Raw genomic sequence first — 15,535 nt, forward strand, 5'->3', positions numbered from 1 at the left:
ACATGTCATACCCATCCATGTTTCCCACTCACGTTGAGCGCCTGGAGCGATTGACGGAGCTGTTGGCCGAGTGGCAGTGGCTGTGGGCTCCTGCGCCTTTCATGCACCGTCAGAGCCCCTGGCAACAACATGTTTCCCGGTATGGCTGGGTAGCGCATCTGGCCGAGTGTCTGACTGAGCTGGATGATGAAACGTGCATGCGTCTTCAGGATGATCCTTTTGATGACTCGCCCTTGGCGGCATGGTTGCCCGTGTCTGAGCTGGCCGAACTGGTCGCAGTGCCCAATGGCGTGGAATCTGAACGACTGTCGGCCATCATGGAGGCGCCATCACGCTGGGCGGACCATGTCGGTGGGCGAAAGTGGCAGCAAATGGCGGCGTTTGCTGCTCATATGTTGCCACCCGGTTTGCAACCCGGTTTGCAACCCATGGTGGAATGGTGCGCAGGAAAGGGACACTTGGCACGTCTGCTGTCGCGCCTGCATGGTGTCGAGGTGACCGGCCTAGAGTGGCAGCGGGTATTGTGTGATGAAGGCCAGCGCCTGGCGGATAGGCAGGGGGTAGCGGTGCAACTTTCCTGCCAGGATGTCATGCAGGACGACGTCGTGACTTGGCTTGAAGGTCGTTCAGTGGTTGCCTTGCATGCCTGTGGAGATCTGCATGTGCGGCTATTGGAACTGGCTCGTCAGCATGCTACGACGGTCACGCTGGCACCATGCTGCTACCAACGTACCCGGTATACGGATTATCGCCCTCTGTCGCATCTGGCTCGAGAAGAGACCACACGTCAAGGGTTGTGCTTGAGTCGGGAGCATTTGGCTCTGTCTGTACAGGAAACCGTGACAGCGTCTCATGGCGAGCGTCGCAAACGTGAACGTGCCAGTGCATGGCGGCTGGGCTTTGATGAACTCCAGCGCGAGATATCAGGTATCGACGAGTATCTGCCGATTCCGAGCCTGTCGCATGGGCGGTTGCCCCAGGATTTTGCAGGTTTCTGTCATTGGGCTGCGGACCAAAAGCACGTGGCGTTGACACCATCCATTGATTGGTCGGCCTTCGAGGCGCAAGGCTGGGAAAGGCTGTCTCGTGTACGTCGCTGGGAACTGGTGCGCCATCTGTTCCGCCGGCCACTGGAAATGTGGTTGGTGCTGGACCGTGTGGTATGGCTTGAGGAAGCAGGCTTCGATGTTGAACTCTGCGAGTTCTGCGAACGTCACCTGACTCCCAGAAACCTGCTGATCAGGGCGCGCCCTGTAGTGGATCCATCTCTGGGTCACTGAAAAGGGCGGCCATGTGGGCCGCCCTTTTTCTTTCGAGAACACGCTGTCTGGAAAAGCCTGCCAGGCTAAGCGATCAATTGCGCTTGCCGCGGCGGAACTGTTCGACTTCCCATTCCTTGGCGCGCTCGATCATTGGGGTGATGCTGGAGCCCTGGATCAAGATGGAGAACACCACGACGGAGTAGGTCATCACCAGAATGATCTCACGCACATCGATATGCTTTTCCGGTATGACCATGATGCCGGCAGGAATAGACATCGCCATTGCCAGAGCCAGTCCACCGCGCAGACCGCCCCAGGTGAGGATGCGTACCGACCAAGGGTTGTAGCGACGGAAGCGGTTGAAACCTACGTAGGCGGCACGCACGCTGATGTAGCGACCCAGCAGGACGAGAGGAATGGCAGTCAGCATCAGCACCCAGTCTTCGGGATGGAAAGTGAACGCGATCATCGTCATGCCAATCAACAGGAACAGCACTGCATTGAGGAATTCATCGACCAATTCCCAGAAATGGTCCAGGTGCTGTTGGCTTTCTTCGGAAAAGCCTTTTCGACGGGTTCGGTTACCAATGATAAGGCCAGCCACGACCATGGCCAATGGGCCAGAGACATGTAGCACTTCAGCGAATACATAGCCGGATGTTGGCACTAGCAGGGTCAGCATCAACTCGATGGAGTGCTCTTTTGTATTCCGAATCAGATAGTGGAACAGCTGGCCCAGTACGAAGCCATAGAGAATACCCCCGACGGCTTCCTGCAGGAACAAGTGAGAGACACCGAGTAGCGTAGGCTGTGTTCCGCCGAAGGCTATGGCGTAGATAGTGACGAAAACGACCAGACCGAAACCATCATTGAACAGTGATTCACCTTCAACCTGAGTCGATATTCGGCGCGGGGCGTTCATCTTCTTGACGATCGCCAGCACGGCAATAGGGTCCGTCGGCGAGATCAGGGCACCAAACAGCAGGCAGTAGACCAGGCCGAAATTGATGCCGAGGACTTGCACAACCCCCCACAGAGCGAAACCGATGAAAAAGGTTGAGATCAAGGTGCTGCCCATAGCCAGCACAGCGATCTCCCATTTCTGGTCGCGCAGGTGGGGAAGCTTGGTTCCCAGTGCGCCGGCAAACAGCAAAAATCCGAGCATTCCCTTCAACAGGAAATCCTCGAAATTCAACTGATTTATGGCGTCTGCTGCATGATCGTCAAGAGTGATCCAACTGGCGTGGCCGGCAATGACGATGATCAACGACAGAATCAGAGCACCGGCGGTGATCGCTATGGTGGTCTGAAACTTGATGAACTTTTCGTTGATCATGGATATTGCCATCGCCATGGCAGCGAGTAAGCAAAGGGTGGCGTACACCGACATTTAGGTTGGCCTCAGAAGTCAATGAATGAAGCTGGTGTGCCCGGCCGCAATGCGTCCGAACAGAAATGTCTGGGAAAGAAGGGGTAGAGAAATTCGAGAGGAGGGCGGATGGCGAAAACACAAGCACACACGGCCGAACCGAGTCGGTCTGCGGGAGTGTGATGAGCGATATTGACGTATCCATCGCCTTAAGCAGTCCTGAACGTGACATCTACCCGGGGCTCTGTTGGGGGGAGCCTTGACGGGGGAAGGGACGATACGCGGCAGGGCAGTGACCCAATCCCTGTTGCTGATCTAGATGGTTGATCCAGATGAATTGGGGAGGCTCAGGTTCAGAGCCTTCGGCCATTGTCGCGGTGCAGCGAAGTATACGCCTCTCGTTGTCCAGGTGCAGCCGGCAGGTCGCAATTTTTGAAGTTTTTCTTGTTTAATTTGACATTGAATGCGAGTCATTCGACCAAGGTAGAGGGCAGGTGTGGGGCATTCTCCCTTCAATGAAAACTTGATGCCGATGTGTCACCAGGGTTGCCTGAGTATCAGCGGCGCCGGTAAGGATCGAGCGTCTGCTGCTCGGGGCGCCAGCGTTGCCGTTCCCCATTCAGCGTCAGCACCAATTGACGTGCACCGCCATGGTTGCGGTGTTCACACAGATAGATGCCTTGCCAGGTACCCAGCGCCAGACGACCTTCGCTGACAGGAATGGTCAAACTTGGTCCCAGCAGGCTGGCTTTCAGGTGAGCCGGCATATCGTCACTGCCTTCATAGGTGTGGCGATAGTAGGGCGCATCCTCTGGCACCATCTGGTTGAAGTGGCTTTCGAAGTCCTCACGCACCGTGGGGTCGGCATTCTCGTTGATGGTCAGCGAAGCGGAGGTGTGTTGAATGAACACATGCAGCAGGCCATGGCGCATGTCACTCAACATGGGCAGCGCAGAGATGACATCTTCCGTGATCAAGTGAAAACCGCGTGGGCGCGGGGAAAGGCGAAGGGAAGTCTGGAACCACATGTATGGAATATGTCTCGTGGTGAAGGAATGGAACTTTGTCCCTATAAAAATAAAGCCCTTCCCCGGCTGGGGAAAGGGCTGTGAGAAAAGGGCTGTGAGAAAAGGGCTTCAAGGAAAAGCTCCGTTGTTGGGTAATGTAATCAGTTGTCCATGTAGATATCAGTGATCCACGTAAAGATAGTGCTGCCAGCTGACCATGCGCAGCAGGATCTTGCGCAGAATGGACAGATGATGGAAGTGGTGGCTGTACACCGCGGCCTGGGCTGACACGCCCAAGGGCAACGGTGGCAATTCCTGGCCGTCTTTGAGGCGCAGGGTGACCAGTGCACGGTTGCCCATCTGAGTGAAGGCTTCTGTGCCGCGCAGGCGGTCGGAGGGGGTGATCTGCGACTCAGCAATGGCTGGCAGCACTTCTATCACTGTCGCTTCGAAGACCTTGCCGGGCAGGGCATCAAAGATCAGCTCTGCATCGGCACCTTTCTCGATGCGGATGAGGGACTGCTGACGGAAAGCTGCAGTGAACACACCTTCCTGTTGGTGCAGGAAGACCCCCAGGGGGCGTAATGGCAGGGGGACTGCCATCATGCCGGGGCGTACCGCCAATTGGGTCAGATAACCCTCGGTGGGAGCGCGCAACACGGTATCGCTCAGGTTAAGCTCTGCTTCTTCCAGGGCAGCCTGTTTGGCAAGCACAATCGGGTCAATGCCGCTGTCGTCGGTTTCCTGGGCCGAACGAGCACGTTCCAGTGCCGCTTGCGCTTGCCCCACCTGAGCCTTGGCGGTATCGAGATTCTCGCGTCCCTCGTCGATACGTTGCTGACTGAAGGCTGATGAGGCACCTAGCATGCGGTTCAGGGTGCGTTGGGCTTGGTCACGGCGGGCTACGGCGGCAGCCAGGGCCGCCTCGGCTTCTGTCACGCTGGCCACGCGGCCTTCAGTGCCGCGCAGGGCATCGCTCAGCTCGGCGCTGGCCTGGGTGACGCGTTCCTCGTAACGTGTTGGATCCAGGGTGATCAGTGGGTCTCCTGCCTTGACCAGGGTATTGGGAGTGGCATTGACCTCCTGCACCCGAGCACGTACTTCGGAGACGATGGGAGTGACCACATAGGTCTGGCGTACCAGGCGGGTGAACGGGTGGTTGTAGTTCATTACCAGGATCAGGGTGGCGAGGATGATGATGCCACCCAGGGCTGCCGTGGGGATCGTCCACTTGTTCTTCGGGATACGGAAGATCTTGAAGATTGCGACGCATAGCGCGGTATAAGTCAGTATGATCAGCGTTTCCATCGCGCTTTATTCTCCCTTGTGTCCCATGCGTTCTTCGAGGCGTGCTTCGAGGACCGCGATACGATGCTGCATACGGCTCAGTTCGTTTTCCATGCGCGAGAGTTCATTGCGTTCGCGTTGCTGCTCTTCCTCGATCTTGTTGAAGCCCCAGCCACGTTCCGGCCGGTAAAGCGTCGCCCAGATCCAAAGGAAGGGCCACAGGACATGGAGGGTGAAGAGGCTGACCCAGCCGGCAACGTGGATAGCATCCTGATGAGGGTGTTCTCGTTTCTTGGCGATTTCGTAGGGAATATCGTGAATGGCGATGATGCCGTAGAACAGGACCAGGACGACGAAAACCATCATTCCCAGGGCGATATTGTTGAGCATGGTCGGATCTCCACTCCATGGTTGCGTGTTAGGCCTATGCCGGCAAGGACGCAGGATGCTTCTTACAAGATACTCAAAATACCGACAAAAAAATCCTTCGATGCCCACAAAGAGAGGGCTGTGCTGATAAGGGCGGCGTATTTTAATAGGGCCCGAGTCAATACTCCTCGCTTTGCTGTGGTTTTGTTGATGCAGATCAAAAAATGCAGCGTGTTGTGGATCCATAAAACCAGGGATCAGGGTGTATAGCATGGCAGTACCTCGTGCCGCCATGCCCGATGTGGTCAGTAATGGATTGACTTGCAAGCCTGGTTGCGTAAAATACGGCCCCGCCTACCCATGCGGATGTGGTGGAATTGGTAGACACGCTAGATTTAGGTTCTAGTGCCTTCGGGCGTGGGAGTTCAAGTCTCCCCATCCGCACCATATTCAATATCTCAGAATCTCCTGATGTATCCCGAACCCCTTGTCTTTCCTGTATTTTCCCGTAGTCCTATCATCTGACGTAACCTGGTTTATTTATTGCACCCCTCTTGGTGTACGCCTGCGCGTATGCCCAAGTTTGAGGCATACATGATGGACTGCGTAGGGAAACGGGAATGAAGCGAACGCAGATCAAGCGTGGGCCGCTTGCTGATACCGTCTTGGTAGCATTGGAGCAAGAGGCAAAGGATTACCGCGAGCTGGACGGGCAGGGCTGTACTTCCGGGTAAAAAGCAACGGCTCGACATCCTGGGCTCAGGTATGAGCGGTCTAATGGTAAATGGCCTTGGAAAGAGCTTGGCGGGTTTCCTACCACCTGCGGAAAAGCCGATCGCAGAGAAGCTGGGGATCGACGTTGGCTACTGGCCGATGGTATAGACCTTGCCACGGTTGGCCAGCACACTAAGCCTCAGTGCTTGTTTCGAGATGCTGCCGAGGCTTTGGTACCAGAGAAAACTGGATTCAGGTCGTTCCCGTGGCACCACCAGTCATATGCGCCTATATCTCGACCAGGACATCCTGCCTGCTATTGGTAGTCATCCTCTAGACGAAATCACGCGCCAACATTGTGCAGATCTCCAGCGTACTCTCGTGAATAGAAGTGCCCATAATATCGCCGAGAAAGTGCGTGGATGGGTAAGTCAAACCTTCTTGCTAGTAATCTCTGGTGGAAAGTGTGAGATGAATCCCGCAAGCGAGCTTCGCCACGTTGCAGCACCGCCCTCCGCAACATCCTATTATCCCCATCTTCTGGACCAGAGCTGCCAGGCTGACAGATATCATTGATGCGTCGGAACATCCGCGCTGCAGTGGTGTACAGGCCAGGTATTTGGTGTGTGCATTGATGATTTAGTTTAGGGTAACCACTGCAAGGTGCGTCTTGCCGATCCAGCGTTTGACGGTGGGCTCTTCGTTCATTCTGTCCTCCTGATGGCTGCACTATAACCTGTGCAACTCTGGAGGGGATCACTTCATCAGTGGAGGCCGGTGTAGTGGCAAGCGATGTGTCCATACAGGATTGTATCAGTTGCTTTTCTTGGCTTTATGCGGCAGATTCATGCCATGAACAGTTACAGTTTCCGTTGCGCAAGTTCAATTATTACCGCCTTCATATAGGTGGTGGGGCTGCGAACGATCAGCCGAACCCCGCCTCAAAAGCGGGGTTTTTCATTCCTGCTTCTGAGGCTCATACAGGAGCACAGGAATGGACGCACTTACCCGAACTCTCAAAGAGACAATCGAGGCCGCTGATCGCGCTATCACAGCCGAAGACTTCGACGAGCTGATGAAGTTTTATGCGGATGACGCCAGTCTCGTGGTCAAGCCAGGATTGACCGTCGTAGGCAAAGAGAGCATCCGCCGAGCTTTTGTCGCCATTGCGGATCATTTCAACAACAGCATCGTTGTCACACAGGGGGAGATCCAGGTTATACAAGGAGGTGATGTAGCTCTCGTTATCATGGAGACTTTGCTACAGGCCACGGATAAAGCCGGTGCGAAAACTGAGATTTCGCGCAGGGCGACCTACGTGTTTCGACAAATCTCGGAAAAGTGGCTATGCGTAGTGGACAACTCCTATGGGACGGCGCTACTAGATAGCGTCGGATCGTAGGACATTAAAAGGGTGGTGGTTACCTCCTGTAAGTACGCTCAATCACCCACAAACGGAAGGCGGCAATTTAGCTATCAGCACTGCAGACGCTTACGATTGATGTAACTACAAAGCTGAATGTGGCGATTATGTATTTGTAAATATTCATTTTTGTTTCCTGCTGATGCGCTTGTTTCTGCATAGCCGTAACTGGCCATCTCTCGGTGGCCTTTTTCATACATGAAAGATGCAATGCGAACCAAACCACAACAACGGTTTCTCGACTAAGGGCTGGCGATTGTTTGATGGTACCCCAGTACACCGACGAACGATTGAGTCGTTGTCCATGCAAGGCTAGCTGGCACCGAGCGAGGTGCACGTGTACTGTTTCGCCTTTCTGAGGCATACCAATATAGCGAAACCCTGATTGAGCGGTCCCAGGCTTAATGCCTGGGAGGCAGAATTGTGAATCAATTCAAGAGCTATATTCTTGTATGCCCAGCTGTATGTCTAATGCAAATTCATCGGTTAATTTGCTGTTTTGTGAAGGTAGTTAAAGTCTCCTCATTCACACCATGATTTCCTTGTTTTTCAATCGATTATACACATGTCGATTACCATGATGTAGTTTGCTTTGGACATGGCGTGGTCTGTTTTTGGTCAGCATTTATTATCGGCTCCGGCTCACGGGCTGCGCAGCCACGACACCCGATAGCATTGCTCTCAGCTTCGACGCTCTCAGCTTCGACGCCCTCAGCTTCGACGCCCTCAGTTTCGACGGCGGAAGCGAAAGGCGCGCAGGCGAGCCATGGCCTTGCGCGGGGCACGCCCTATACAGCGAAACAGCTTGGCAAACAGTTCGGCACGCAACTGTGCGTTGCGCCGCTCTATTGCTCGGATCTTCCGGTTTGGAGTATGGAAGGCCATTGCAGACAACCCCATCTCGTTGCACTCTGACTGGTGCGATAACGCCCAAATTACCACAGGGACGAAGCTTCTCCCACAGAGACTTCTCCTACAGAGGATGCGTTGTAAATGGATAGAGATCGATAGTGAAGAAAGGCGTCTGAGTTTAATGATTGAAATATAAAAATACTGGAAAAGAAATATCCACATATTATTATTGCACGGCGTAACACTTCTTTGTTGATGAGAGACTAGAATCAGAGACCCACATAGACGCTCTGGAGGGCACTATGAAAGGCTCAACCATTCGTACTCTCAGTAATGATGAACTTGATATTGTCACCGGTGGCATTCTTGAGCCTTGGTTGGCCGAACCAGATGGTGGTTCTGGCCTCTCGCCAGGTATCGACGGTAACAATGGTATTCTTCCCGGCGGCTGTGTGAGACCTGGCCCTTTTGCTGACCATGGCGCCATCATCGATGGCTTTCTTGATGGTTCCCTTGAAGGATGGACAGTAAAGATTACCTGGTGATGGGCGCAAGATGTGTGTAACTTCAGGTAGATATGCAACTTGTTGTTCATTTCTCTGATCAGGAGAAAGCGACCCTTACACTTCACGACCAGTGAACCACGCCGCTTTACCATGGAATGCGTCGCCCTGGCCATAGAGCCAGGGCGTTTTGTTGCTGGCTTTACGGTGCCAGGCGACGGTCACTTCATGCCATAGATCCGGTATGCTCGTTCAAGAAGTACCTGCCAGTCTGCTTCCGTCATCGCCGCCCTGGCCTGACAGGTGATACTTTCCAGATAGGTGCCTGCAAACAGGTACCGGGAGTCAGGTGACAGGCTGATCAGCTCTACGCCAATTCCGCAGCCATCGGCAAATGGCTGGACCTGGATACCCTTTGGGTCCGACCTGGCCGCAGAGGTTGACATGAAAACGTGTCGAACCTTCTTGCCGCCAATGAATTGATAACCGGAAGTGTCTGGTAGTTTATAGCGAGTTTGTAATTCCAGAAGGCTGAACTCGGTATCCATCAGTCGGCTACCATCCTGATTAGACTTCCATACGAAGCGGTAGGACTTTTCAGTGATATTGCCTGAGTTGCTGGCCATGCTGGGGTCTTTCTTTGTGTAATCTTGGCTGGCCGAAAAGTAATGAAAGCCAGGGGGCATATCAACTCGTTCTATTGGATAGCCCTTGGCAATGATAGCTCGTTTCTGGTAATCGTAATAGGGAGGATTTGACACTCCAGGTAAGGAAGAACAACTCGCCAGAGTAGCTGATATGAAAAGTGAAGAAATAATAAAGAACGGTCTCATGGAATTATCCCTGCATGGAAATTATCGTATACATGCTGAGTGATGTTTCCTTTTTATACTTAAATTCTATTCGGAGTTTTCCATTTATTTTATTTCCATTACCCATGTGATTCAGGGTTTAAATAATTTGTCGAAAAAATGGGCCGGTTTTTTTGTCTAGAGCGGGATACGTAATTGGGGATATGAAACCAGGCTGCTTGAGCCTGCTTCCATGAAAGATACTCAGGAAATAGAAGTCTGTTAAGTGTTTAAGGAATTATTCGATATGCGGGTATATAAATTCAGCCAATTCCTACAAGGAAAGTAAGAGCTGGCTGAAGATATTGGTCTTTGTGTGGTCGCGCTTTGTGCCGTTATATGCAGAGATTGACGGTCAGGAAGGCAGCGATAAGTGATTGGCTGCTGCATCAGCAAGTGCCTGGTGCCCGCTGACAGGCAAGCGGGGAACGATGCCCAGGCAGGGAGCGGAGATCCGCTGCTCGAGGTGGCGAATATTGTCTTCGTAAAGGCGCTTGTCTTCGGCAAAGCCAGGGTCGATGACATTGCCTACCCATCCTGCCAGGGGCCGCCCGTCGCGAAGTATGGTTTCGGCACTGAGTACGGCATGGTTCAGGCATCCCAGCTTGAGTCCCACGACCAGAATCACGGGCAGCGATAGACGCGTTGCCAGTACTGCAATGTCCTCTTCATCATTGAGTGGCACTCGCCAGCCCCCGGCGCCTTCGATCAGGACCAGATCACGCTGCTCAGCGAGCGGGGCTGAAAGCGCGCTTTCCAGGTCTGCCGCACACAATGTTCTACCGGCGTAGCGCGCTGCGAGATGTGGGGCAATAGGGGGCGCGAAAGCGAACGGATTGATAACGTCATAGGGGAGCTCGGGCCTGGTCTGCGCCTGCAGGGTCAAGGCATCGATATTGCGCAGGCCATCCTGGGTGTCATCGCAACCGGAAGCAACCGGCTTCAGCCCCAGTGTGCTCAGCCCCTGACGTCTTCCCAGGGCGAGCAGGCCAGAACAGATGAGCGTCTTGCCGGCATCCGTATCGGTGCCGGTGACAAAGTAACAAGGCATTTCAGTAGCTCTCCAGTCTTCTCATCGTCTCAGGCTTGCAGTACCAGGGTCAGTAACTCGTAACTGACAGGGAGTCCTTCGGGCTGGCGCAGCAGTTCGTATCTAGCGCGGGCTGTAGCGACGTCGCGACGAGTTAAATGTGCCCCTTGGCGCGCAACCTGTGCGCCAACTCCCTTGACCGAGTCCATGACAGCCTTCAAGTCCGGATAGAAGAAGCGCTGCCGTTGCTGGTTGACGGTGACCTGCGACCAGCCTGCGGCATAGGCTGCATCGATGTGGGTCTGGCGGAGGTGAAATTCCAGAACCCCCGGGGTTCTGGTAGAGCTGTCTGCAGGTGAAGGCGACCATGCCTGCTGGATTTCCTGAAGCGTGCCTGGCGCCAGAGTGTTGATCACCGCCTTGCCGCCAGCCTTTGTTACCCGGCGTATTTCCTGCAGCGCCAGCATCATGTCGGGGCACCACTGTATGGCCAGATTGGAGATCACCAGGTCCTGGCTGCCTCCTCCCAGAGGCAGTCGCTGGGCATCACCGCACAGCCACTGAATGTGCTCGGAGAAGGGAGCAGCAGTACTGCGCTGGGCCTCTGCCAGCATGGCAGCGGAGAGATCCAGTCCCGTCACAAAGGCTTGTGGATAGCGACGGGACAGTGCTTTGGTCAGGTCGCCAGGTCCGCAACCGACATCCAATATGTGTTGGGCTGAAGAAGGCAGATAGGGGAGCAGCGCGTCTGCCATGACGGCCTGAGCCCGAGCCAGTTCGCGATAACGTGGCGCTGCTCTGGAGAAAGCGTGAGCGACACGGCGCTGCCAGTCCATGGAGGGGGCTTCCTGACAAGAGAGGACTTCTCGGCAAGGTGCGGTCTCTGGATGCGAGCCATGAGGCAAGGACGGGGCGAGGGCAGTCATGAGGATATGGGCTCCCTGTCAGACGAGATGGCATGACGCATCTGGCGGGCTTGGTGCACGATAGTATCTGCCAGAGCTTCAGGCTGGCTGAGCATGGGGCAGTGGCCGGCCGAAGGCAGTTGTACATTCATGCCATCGCGGACCTCGGGAGCAAGCAGTGGGTCCTGTGCTCCGCATAGCGTCACCACGAAGCCTGGAAAGTTCGTGAGAGTCGCTGAGATATCGGCATGCGTCAGTAGCTTGAGCCCTGCCTCCAGGGTTTCCACATCGGGCGGGGAATCTGCTGCCAATAGTGTCCGGAGCTGGCGCACTGCATCACGAAGTGAAGGTTCGCCACTGGCTTGCCAGCGCAGGAAGGACTCTCTGGCGGCAACGGGGTCATGCAGGAAAGCGCGGTGAAACTGCGCGAGCTCGCTCTTGCTGACGCCATGGGGATGGCAGAAGCGATGACCCATTCCGAGCAGCATCAATCCCTGGGGAGGCGACAGTGTCTGGCTCAACAGGGCTGCTTGCAGTGCTCCCAGAGACCAGCACACCCAGATGGCATCAGCAGGCAGGTCGTCCTCCATGGCCTTGGCCAATGCCTCCGGGGAGTCGGGCTGGGCCAAGGCAGGGCGCTTACCCATGCCGGGCCAGTCTGGCGCTGTCACGGATATGTCAGCAGGCCAGTAAGGCGCGAGAGGTTGCCAGATGCGTGCATCAATGCCCCAGCCGGAAAGCAGGACGAGCTTGGTGGAGGGGGCAGTGGCCGGGTTGGTGTCAGGTTCCTGGAGGTGATTCATTGCGCCTCCTTGTGCAGACAGGCTGCCAAGGCACTCAATAGGTGATCCAGCTGTGCGTCACTGTGTCGAGCGCTCAAGGTGATGCGCAAGCGTGACTCGCCTTTGGGTACTGTCGGTGGACGAATGACGCCGACCTTGATGCCTGCCTGGGCCAGCCACTCACCCCAGCGCAGAGCCCGCGCCTCGTCTCCCAGCAGGATGGGCTGGATCGGTGTGGATGAGGGGAGGAGGCATAGCCCCAGGTCGCTGGCCTGCCGGCGGAATTCGCTGGTCAGGTGGCTCAGGCGCTTGCGCCGTTGAGGCTCCTGGGTGCAGATGCGTATGGCCTCCATGGTCGCTGCCGCGACACCTGGCGGCATGGCTGTCGTATAGATGTAAGGACGAGCGAACTGGATCAGGTGATCGATCAGGTTGCTGTCACCGGCGACGAAAGCGCCGGCCGTGCCCAGAGCCTTGCCCAGGGTGCCGACCAGCACTTGCACGTGTTCGCTGCCATGGCGCTGACCCGTGCAGCCGCTGCCATGCTCGCCCAGCACGCCCAGCCCGTGGGCATCATCGATCATCAGCCAGGCCGAATGCCGGCTGGCCATCGTGGTCAGTCCGGTGATATCTGCCTGATCGCCGTCCATGCTGAACACGCCATCGCTGACAATCAGCTTGCGGGCGTCTGTCGGGGCGCGCTGCAGCAGTCTGTCGAGGTCATCAATGTCCTGGTGATGGAAGCGCCGTGAACGCGCTCCTGACAGGCTGGCGCCATCCAGCAGCGAAGCGTGGTTGAGACGGTCCTGAAAGATGTATGTGTCAGATCCACAGAGCGCTTGAAGCGTGCCTAGGTTGGCCATGTAGCCAGTGGAAAACAGCAGTGCCCTGGGGCGTCCAGTCAAGCTGGCCAGCGCTTCTTCCAAGGCTTCATGAATTTCCAGGTGGCCATTGACCAGATGAGAAGCACGGCTGCCGCTCCCATAACGACGGGCACCTTCTGCCTCGGCCTCAGCCAGGCGTGGATCGCTGGCCAGGCCAAGGTAGTCGTTGCTGGCAAAGTCGATGACATCGTTATCATGATGGATATGGCGTGCCCGCCAGCGGTGAGCTTCACGCCGCTGGCGCGCGGCCTGTTCCAGATAACTTGCCCAAGCGGTCATGCTTGAACCGAGGCGTCGTAGAAGAGTCGGTCGTTGGCCTGGCGCTCCATGGCGGCTTCCAGTTCGCGCTGCTGATCGGTGTCGCTGCGGCAGCTCTCGCGACGCTCGGGATGCAGACCAAGCTTATCGAACAGGAGGCGATCGCGTTCCACCTGAGGATTGCCGGTAGTCAGCAGTGTGTCGCCATAGAAAATGGAGTTGGCTCCGGCCAGGAATGCCAGAGCCTGGGTGGATTCGTCCATTTGCGAGCGCCCTGCGGACAGTCGCACATGGCTTTGTGGCATCAGGATTCGAGCCACGGCAATGTTGCGAATGAAGTCAATGGGGTCAAGATCTTCAACATCCTCCAGAGGGGTGCCGGGAACCTTGACCAGCATGTTGATCGGTACGGACTCAGGATGAGGATTGAGCTGGGCCAGTTGCTGCAGCAATCCTGCCCGGTCTCGAGGTGTTTCACCCATGCCGATGATGCCGCCGGAGCAGATCTTCATTCCGGCATCGCGCACATTGCCCAGAGTCTCCAGGCGGTCGCCATAGGTGCGTGTCGTGATGATCTCTGCGTAGTAGTCCGGAGAGGTGTCCAGGTTGTGGTTGTAGTAGTCGAGCCCGGCCTCGGCCAGTTGCTTGGCCTGGTCTCCGTCGAGCATGCCCAGCGTCATGCAGGTTTCCAGGCCGATATCCTTGACCTGGCGCACCATCTCCAGCACGACATCCAGGTCCTTCTGTCGTGGGCTGCGCCAGGCCGCTCCCATGCAGAAGCGGCTTGCACCAGCTTCCTTGGCGGCCTTGGCCTGGTTTACGACTTTCTCTATCTCAAGCAGTTTTTCCTTGTCCAGACCGGTGTTGTAGTGGCCAGACTGAGGGCAGTACTTGCAGTCTTCCGGACAAGCGCCTGTCTTGATCGACAGCAGCGTGGAAACCTGCACGGCATTCGGGTCGAAGCATTGACGGTGGACCTGCTGAGCCCGGAAAAGCAGATCATTGAAGGGCAGGGCGAACAGGGCCTCGATTTCTTCCAGGCTCCAATCGTGCCGAATTGCGCTGTCAGCGTTGCCAGGCGTTGCATTGCTGTCCTGGATGACGGTATCTGCCAGAGAAAGGTCTGGCGAAGAAGCGTTGGCGGCAAGAGAGGACGAGGTACTAGGCATGGTCAACTCGAATCTAGGTATTAGGTTGACTGAAAGGATAAGGGCTATAAATCAGCTGTCAACTAGGTTTGTAGCCAAAGTTGACAGCTGCATGGCTCGTTGCCTGCCTGGGTGCTGCCCTCTATGCCGGGCCCCTCTGCAGACTCGGGATGCCCTGGTATGCCGTCATGGACCCATCTGCGAGCGTTGCTATGTGTCCTTGCCCTTCAACAGGCAGGCCTGCGAGCGTTGTGCAGAGCCACTGGTGATGTATGCGTCTCAGGGCTGTGCATCCTGGGCCGATGAGATTGCGGGCAGTGCGTCTCGCCTGTGTGGGCGTTGTCTGACCCGCCCACCCGCTTTCATGGCAACGCGGGCGCCCCTGCTGTATCGCGGAGAAGTGCGCACATTGATGCAACGCTTCAAGTTCGATGGCGACCGACGTTCCGGGCAGATGCTGTTGAGTGTATTTCTTCAGGCCGAATCCATTCATGAGGCGATGGGGCATGGCAATGAGGCAACAAGCCACTTGCCTGAAGCATTGGTGGCCGTTCCACTGCATTGTGGGCGCGCGCGGCAGCGTGGCTTTAATCAGGCGCACTGGCTGGCGACGAGGTTGGCCGATCGATTGGGCATTCCGCTGATGGTCGCGCAACGCAAGCGCGATGACCTGTCACAGAGGAAGCTGACCAGGGCAGGGCGGCAACGCAATTTACGTGGCGCTTTTGAAGTGTCTGGGTCGCTACCACGCCATATTGCCCTGGTTGATGATGTGATGACGACCGGGGCAACACTCGACAGTCTGGCGCGGGCCTGTCGCAGAGCTGGGGCGAAACGGATTGAGGCCTGGGTGATGGCGCGGACACCGCGGTAGACTATCAGTCTGAAACG

General features: G+C 56.0%; 16 protein-coding genes and 1 tRNA gene. 6 read left to right on the top strand and 11 right to left on the bottom strand.

The genetic code is table 11. The features are described 5' to 3' along the window. Positions 1–2: 2 nt before the first annotated feature. On the top strand, positions 3–1,280 hold the full coding sequence (locus E4T21_RS07820) for a methyltransferase (protein WP_240349326.1): 1,278 nt from the start codon (positions 3–5) through the stop codon (positions 1,278–1,280). A 73-nt stretch (positions 1,281–1,353) separates the two neighbouring features. Here the strand turns inward: E4T21_RS07820 and E4T21_RS07825 are convergent, their stop codons facing one another. The 4 genes from E4T21_RS07825 to E4T21_RS07840 form a co-directional block, all read right to left on the bottom strand. Beyond that, positions 1,354–2,598: a cation:proton antiporter gene (locus E4T21_RS07825; protein WP_205423475.1), complete on the bottom strand. Its 1,245-nt coding sequence runs from the start codon at positions 2,596–2,598 to the stop codon at positions 1,354–1,356. A 590-nt stretch (positions 2,599–3,188) separates the two neighbouring features. Further along, positions 3,189–3,659 (bottom strand): secondary thiamine-phosphate synthase enzyme YjbQ, encoded by a 471-nt coding sequence (locus tag E4T21_RS07830; protein WP_149284468.1) that lies wholly within the window; start codon positions 3,657–3,659, stop codon positions 3,189–3,191. 159 nt (positions 3,660–3,818) lie between these two features. Next, positions 3,819–4,946 (bottom strand): HlyD family secretion protein, encoded by a 1,128-nt coding sequence (locus E4T21_RS07835; protein ID WP_149284469.1) that lies wholly within the window; start codon positions 4,944–4,946, stop codon positions 3,819–3,821. A gap of 6 nt (positions 4,947–4,952) precedes the next feature. Continuing rightward, positions 4,953–5,315, bottom strand: a complete 363-nt coding sequence (locus E4T21_RS07840; RefSeq protein WP_149284470.1) for a DUF3302 domain-containing protein — start codon at positions 5,313–5,315, stop codon at positions 4,953–4,955. A 341-nt stretch (positions 5,316–5,656) separates the two neighbouring features. Between E4T21_RS07840 and E4T21_RS07845 the strand changes: the two genes are divergently transcribed. The 3 genes from E4T21_RS07845 to E4T21_RS07850 all read left to right on the top strand — a co-directional run bounded on the left by E4T21_RS07845 (position 5,657) and on the right by E4T21_RS07850 (position 7,410). Next, positions 5,657–5,741 (top strand) — tRNA-Leu (locus tag E4T21_RS07845). Positions 5,742–6,224: 483 nt separating this feature from the next. Continuing rightward, positions 6,225–6,584, top strand: a complete 360-nt coding sequence (locus E4T21_RS21645) for a phage integrase central domain-containing protein (protein WP_420827739.1) — start codon at positions 6,225–6,227, stop codon at positions 6,582–6,584. Between the two features lie 418 nt (positions 6,585–7,002). Continuing rightward, positions 7,003–7,410 carry a YybH family protein gene (locus E4T21_RS07850; RefSeq protein ID WP_149284471.1) on the top strand — a complete coding sequence of 136 codons (408 nt, stop codon included), beginning with the start codon at positions 7,003–7,005 and terminating at the stop codon, positions 7,408–7,410. A 747-nt stretch (positions 7,411–8,157) separates the two neighbouring features. Here the strand turns inward: E4T21_RS07850 and E4T21_RS07855 are convergent. Next, on the bottom strand, positions 8,158–8,316 hold the full coding sequence (locus tag E4T21_RS07855; protein WP_187775132.1) for a hypothetical protein: 159 nt from the start codon (positions 8,314–8,316) through the stop codon (positions 8,158–8,160). 269 nt (positions 8,317–8,585) lie between these two features. Between E4T21_RS07855 and E4T21_RS07860 the strand changes: the two genes are divergently transcribed. Then, positions 8,586–8,828, top strand: coding sequence for a hypothetical protein (locus E4T21_RS07860; RefSeq protein WP_149284472.1), 243 nt, complete (start codon positions 8,586–8,588; stop codon positions 8,826–8,828). A gap of 179 nt (positions 8,829–9,007) precedes the next feature. Here the strand turns inward: E4T21_RS07860 and E4T21_RS07865 are convergent, their stop codons facing one another. From E4T21_RS07865 to bioB, 6 genes are all read right to left on the bottom strand, one after another. Then, positions 9,008–9,619 carry a hypothetical protein gene (locus E4T21_RS07865; protein WP_149284473.1) on the bottom strand — a complete coding sequence of 204 codons (612 nt, stop codon included), beginning with the start codon at positions 9,617–9,619 and terminating at the stop codon, positions 9,008–9,010. Between the two features lie 373 nt (positions 9,620–9,992). Beyond that, positions 9,993–10,688 (bottom strand): dethiobiotin synthase, encoded by a 696-nt coding sequence (gene bioD / locus E4T21_RS07870; RefSeq protein WP_149284474.1) that lies wholly within the window; start codon positions 10,686–10,688, stop codon positions 9,993–9,995. A gap of 29 nt (positions 10,689–10,717) precedes the next feature. Further along, positions 10,718–11,503, bottom strand: coding sequence for a methyltransferase domain-containing protein (locus E4T21_RS07875; protein ID WP_240349327.1), 786 nt, complete (start codon positions 11,501–11,503; stop codon positions 10,718–10,720). 86 nt (positions 11,504–11,589) lie between these two features. Further along, the gene (locus E4T21_RS07880) at positions 11,590–12,375 is read right to left on the bottom strand and encodes an alpha/beta fold hydrolase (protein ID WP_149284476.1); all 786 of its coding nucleotides are present in this window, start codon (positions 12,373–12,375) and stop codon (positions 11,590–11,592) included. Then, positions 12,372–13,517: an 8-amino-7-oxononanoate synthase gene (bioF, locus tag E4T21_RS07885; protein WP_149284477.1), complete on the bottom strand. Its 1,146-nt coding sequence runs from the start codon at positions 13,515–13,517 to the stop codon at positions 12,372–12,374. Before bioF ends, E4T21_RS07880 begins: the two co-directional genes overlap by 4 nt. Then, positions 13,514–14,665, bottom strand: coding sequence for a biotin synthase BioB (bioB, locus tag E4T21_RS07890; protein WP_149284478.1), 1,152 nt, complete (start codon positions 14,663–14,665; stop codon positions 13,514–13,516). The genes bioF and bioB overlap by 4 nt, the downstream gene beginning before the upstream one ends. Positions 14,666–14,756: 91 nt before the next feature. On the opposite strand from bioB, the gene E4T21_RS07895 reads away from it, so the two are divergent. Then, positions 14,757–15,518 (top strand): ComF family protein, encoded by a 762-nt coding sequence (locus tag E4T21_RS07895; protein WP_240349328.1) that lies wholly within the window; start codon positions 14,757–14,759, stop codon positions 15,516–15,518. Positions 15,519–15,535 lie beyond the last annotated feature (17 nt).

The organism is Halomonas binhaiensis (genome assembly GCF_008329985.2).
Classification (GTDB): Bacteria; Pseudomonadota; Gammaproteobacteria; order Pseudomonadales; family Halomonadaceae; genus Halomonas; species Halomonas binhaiensis.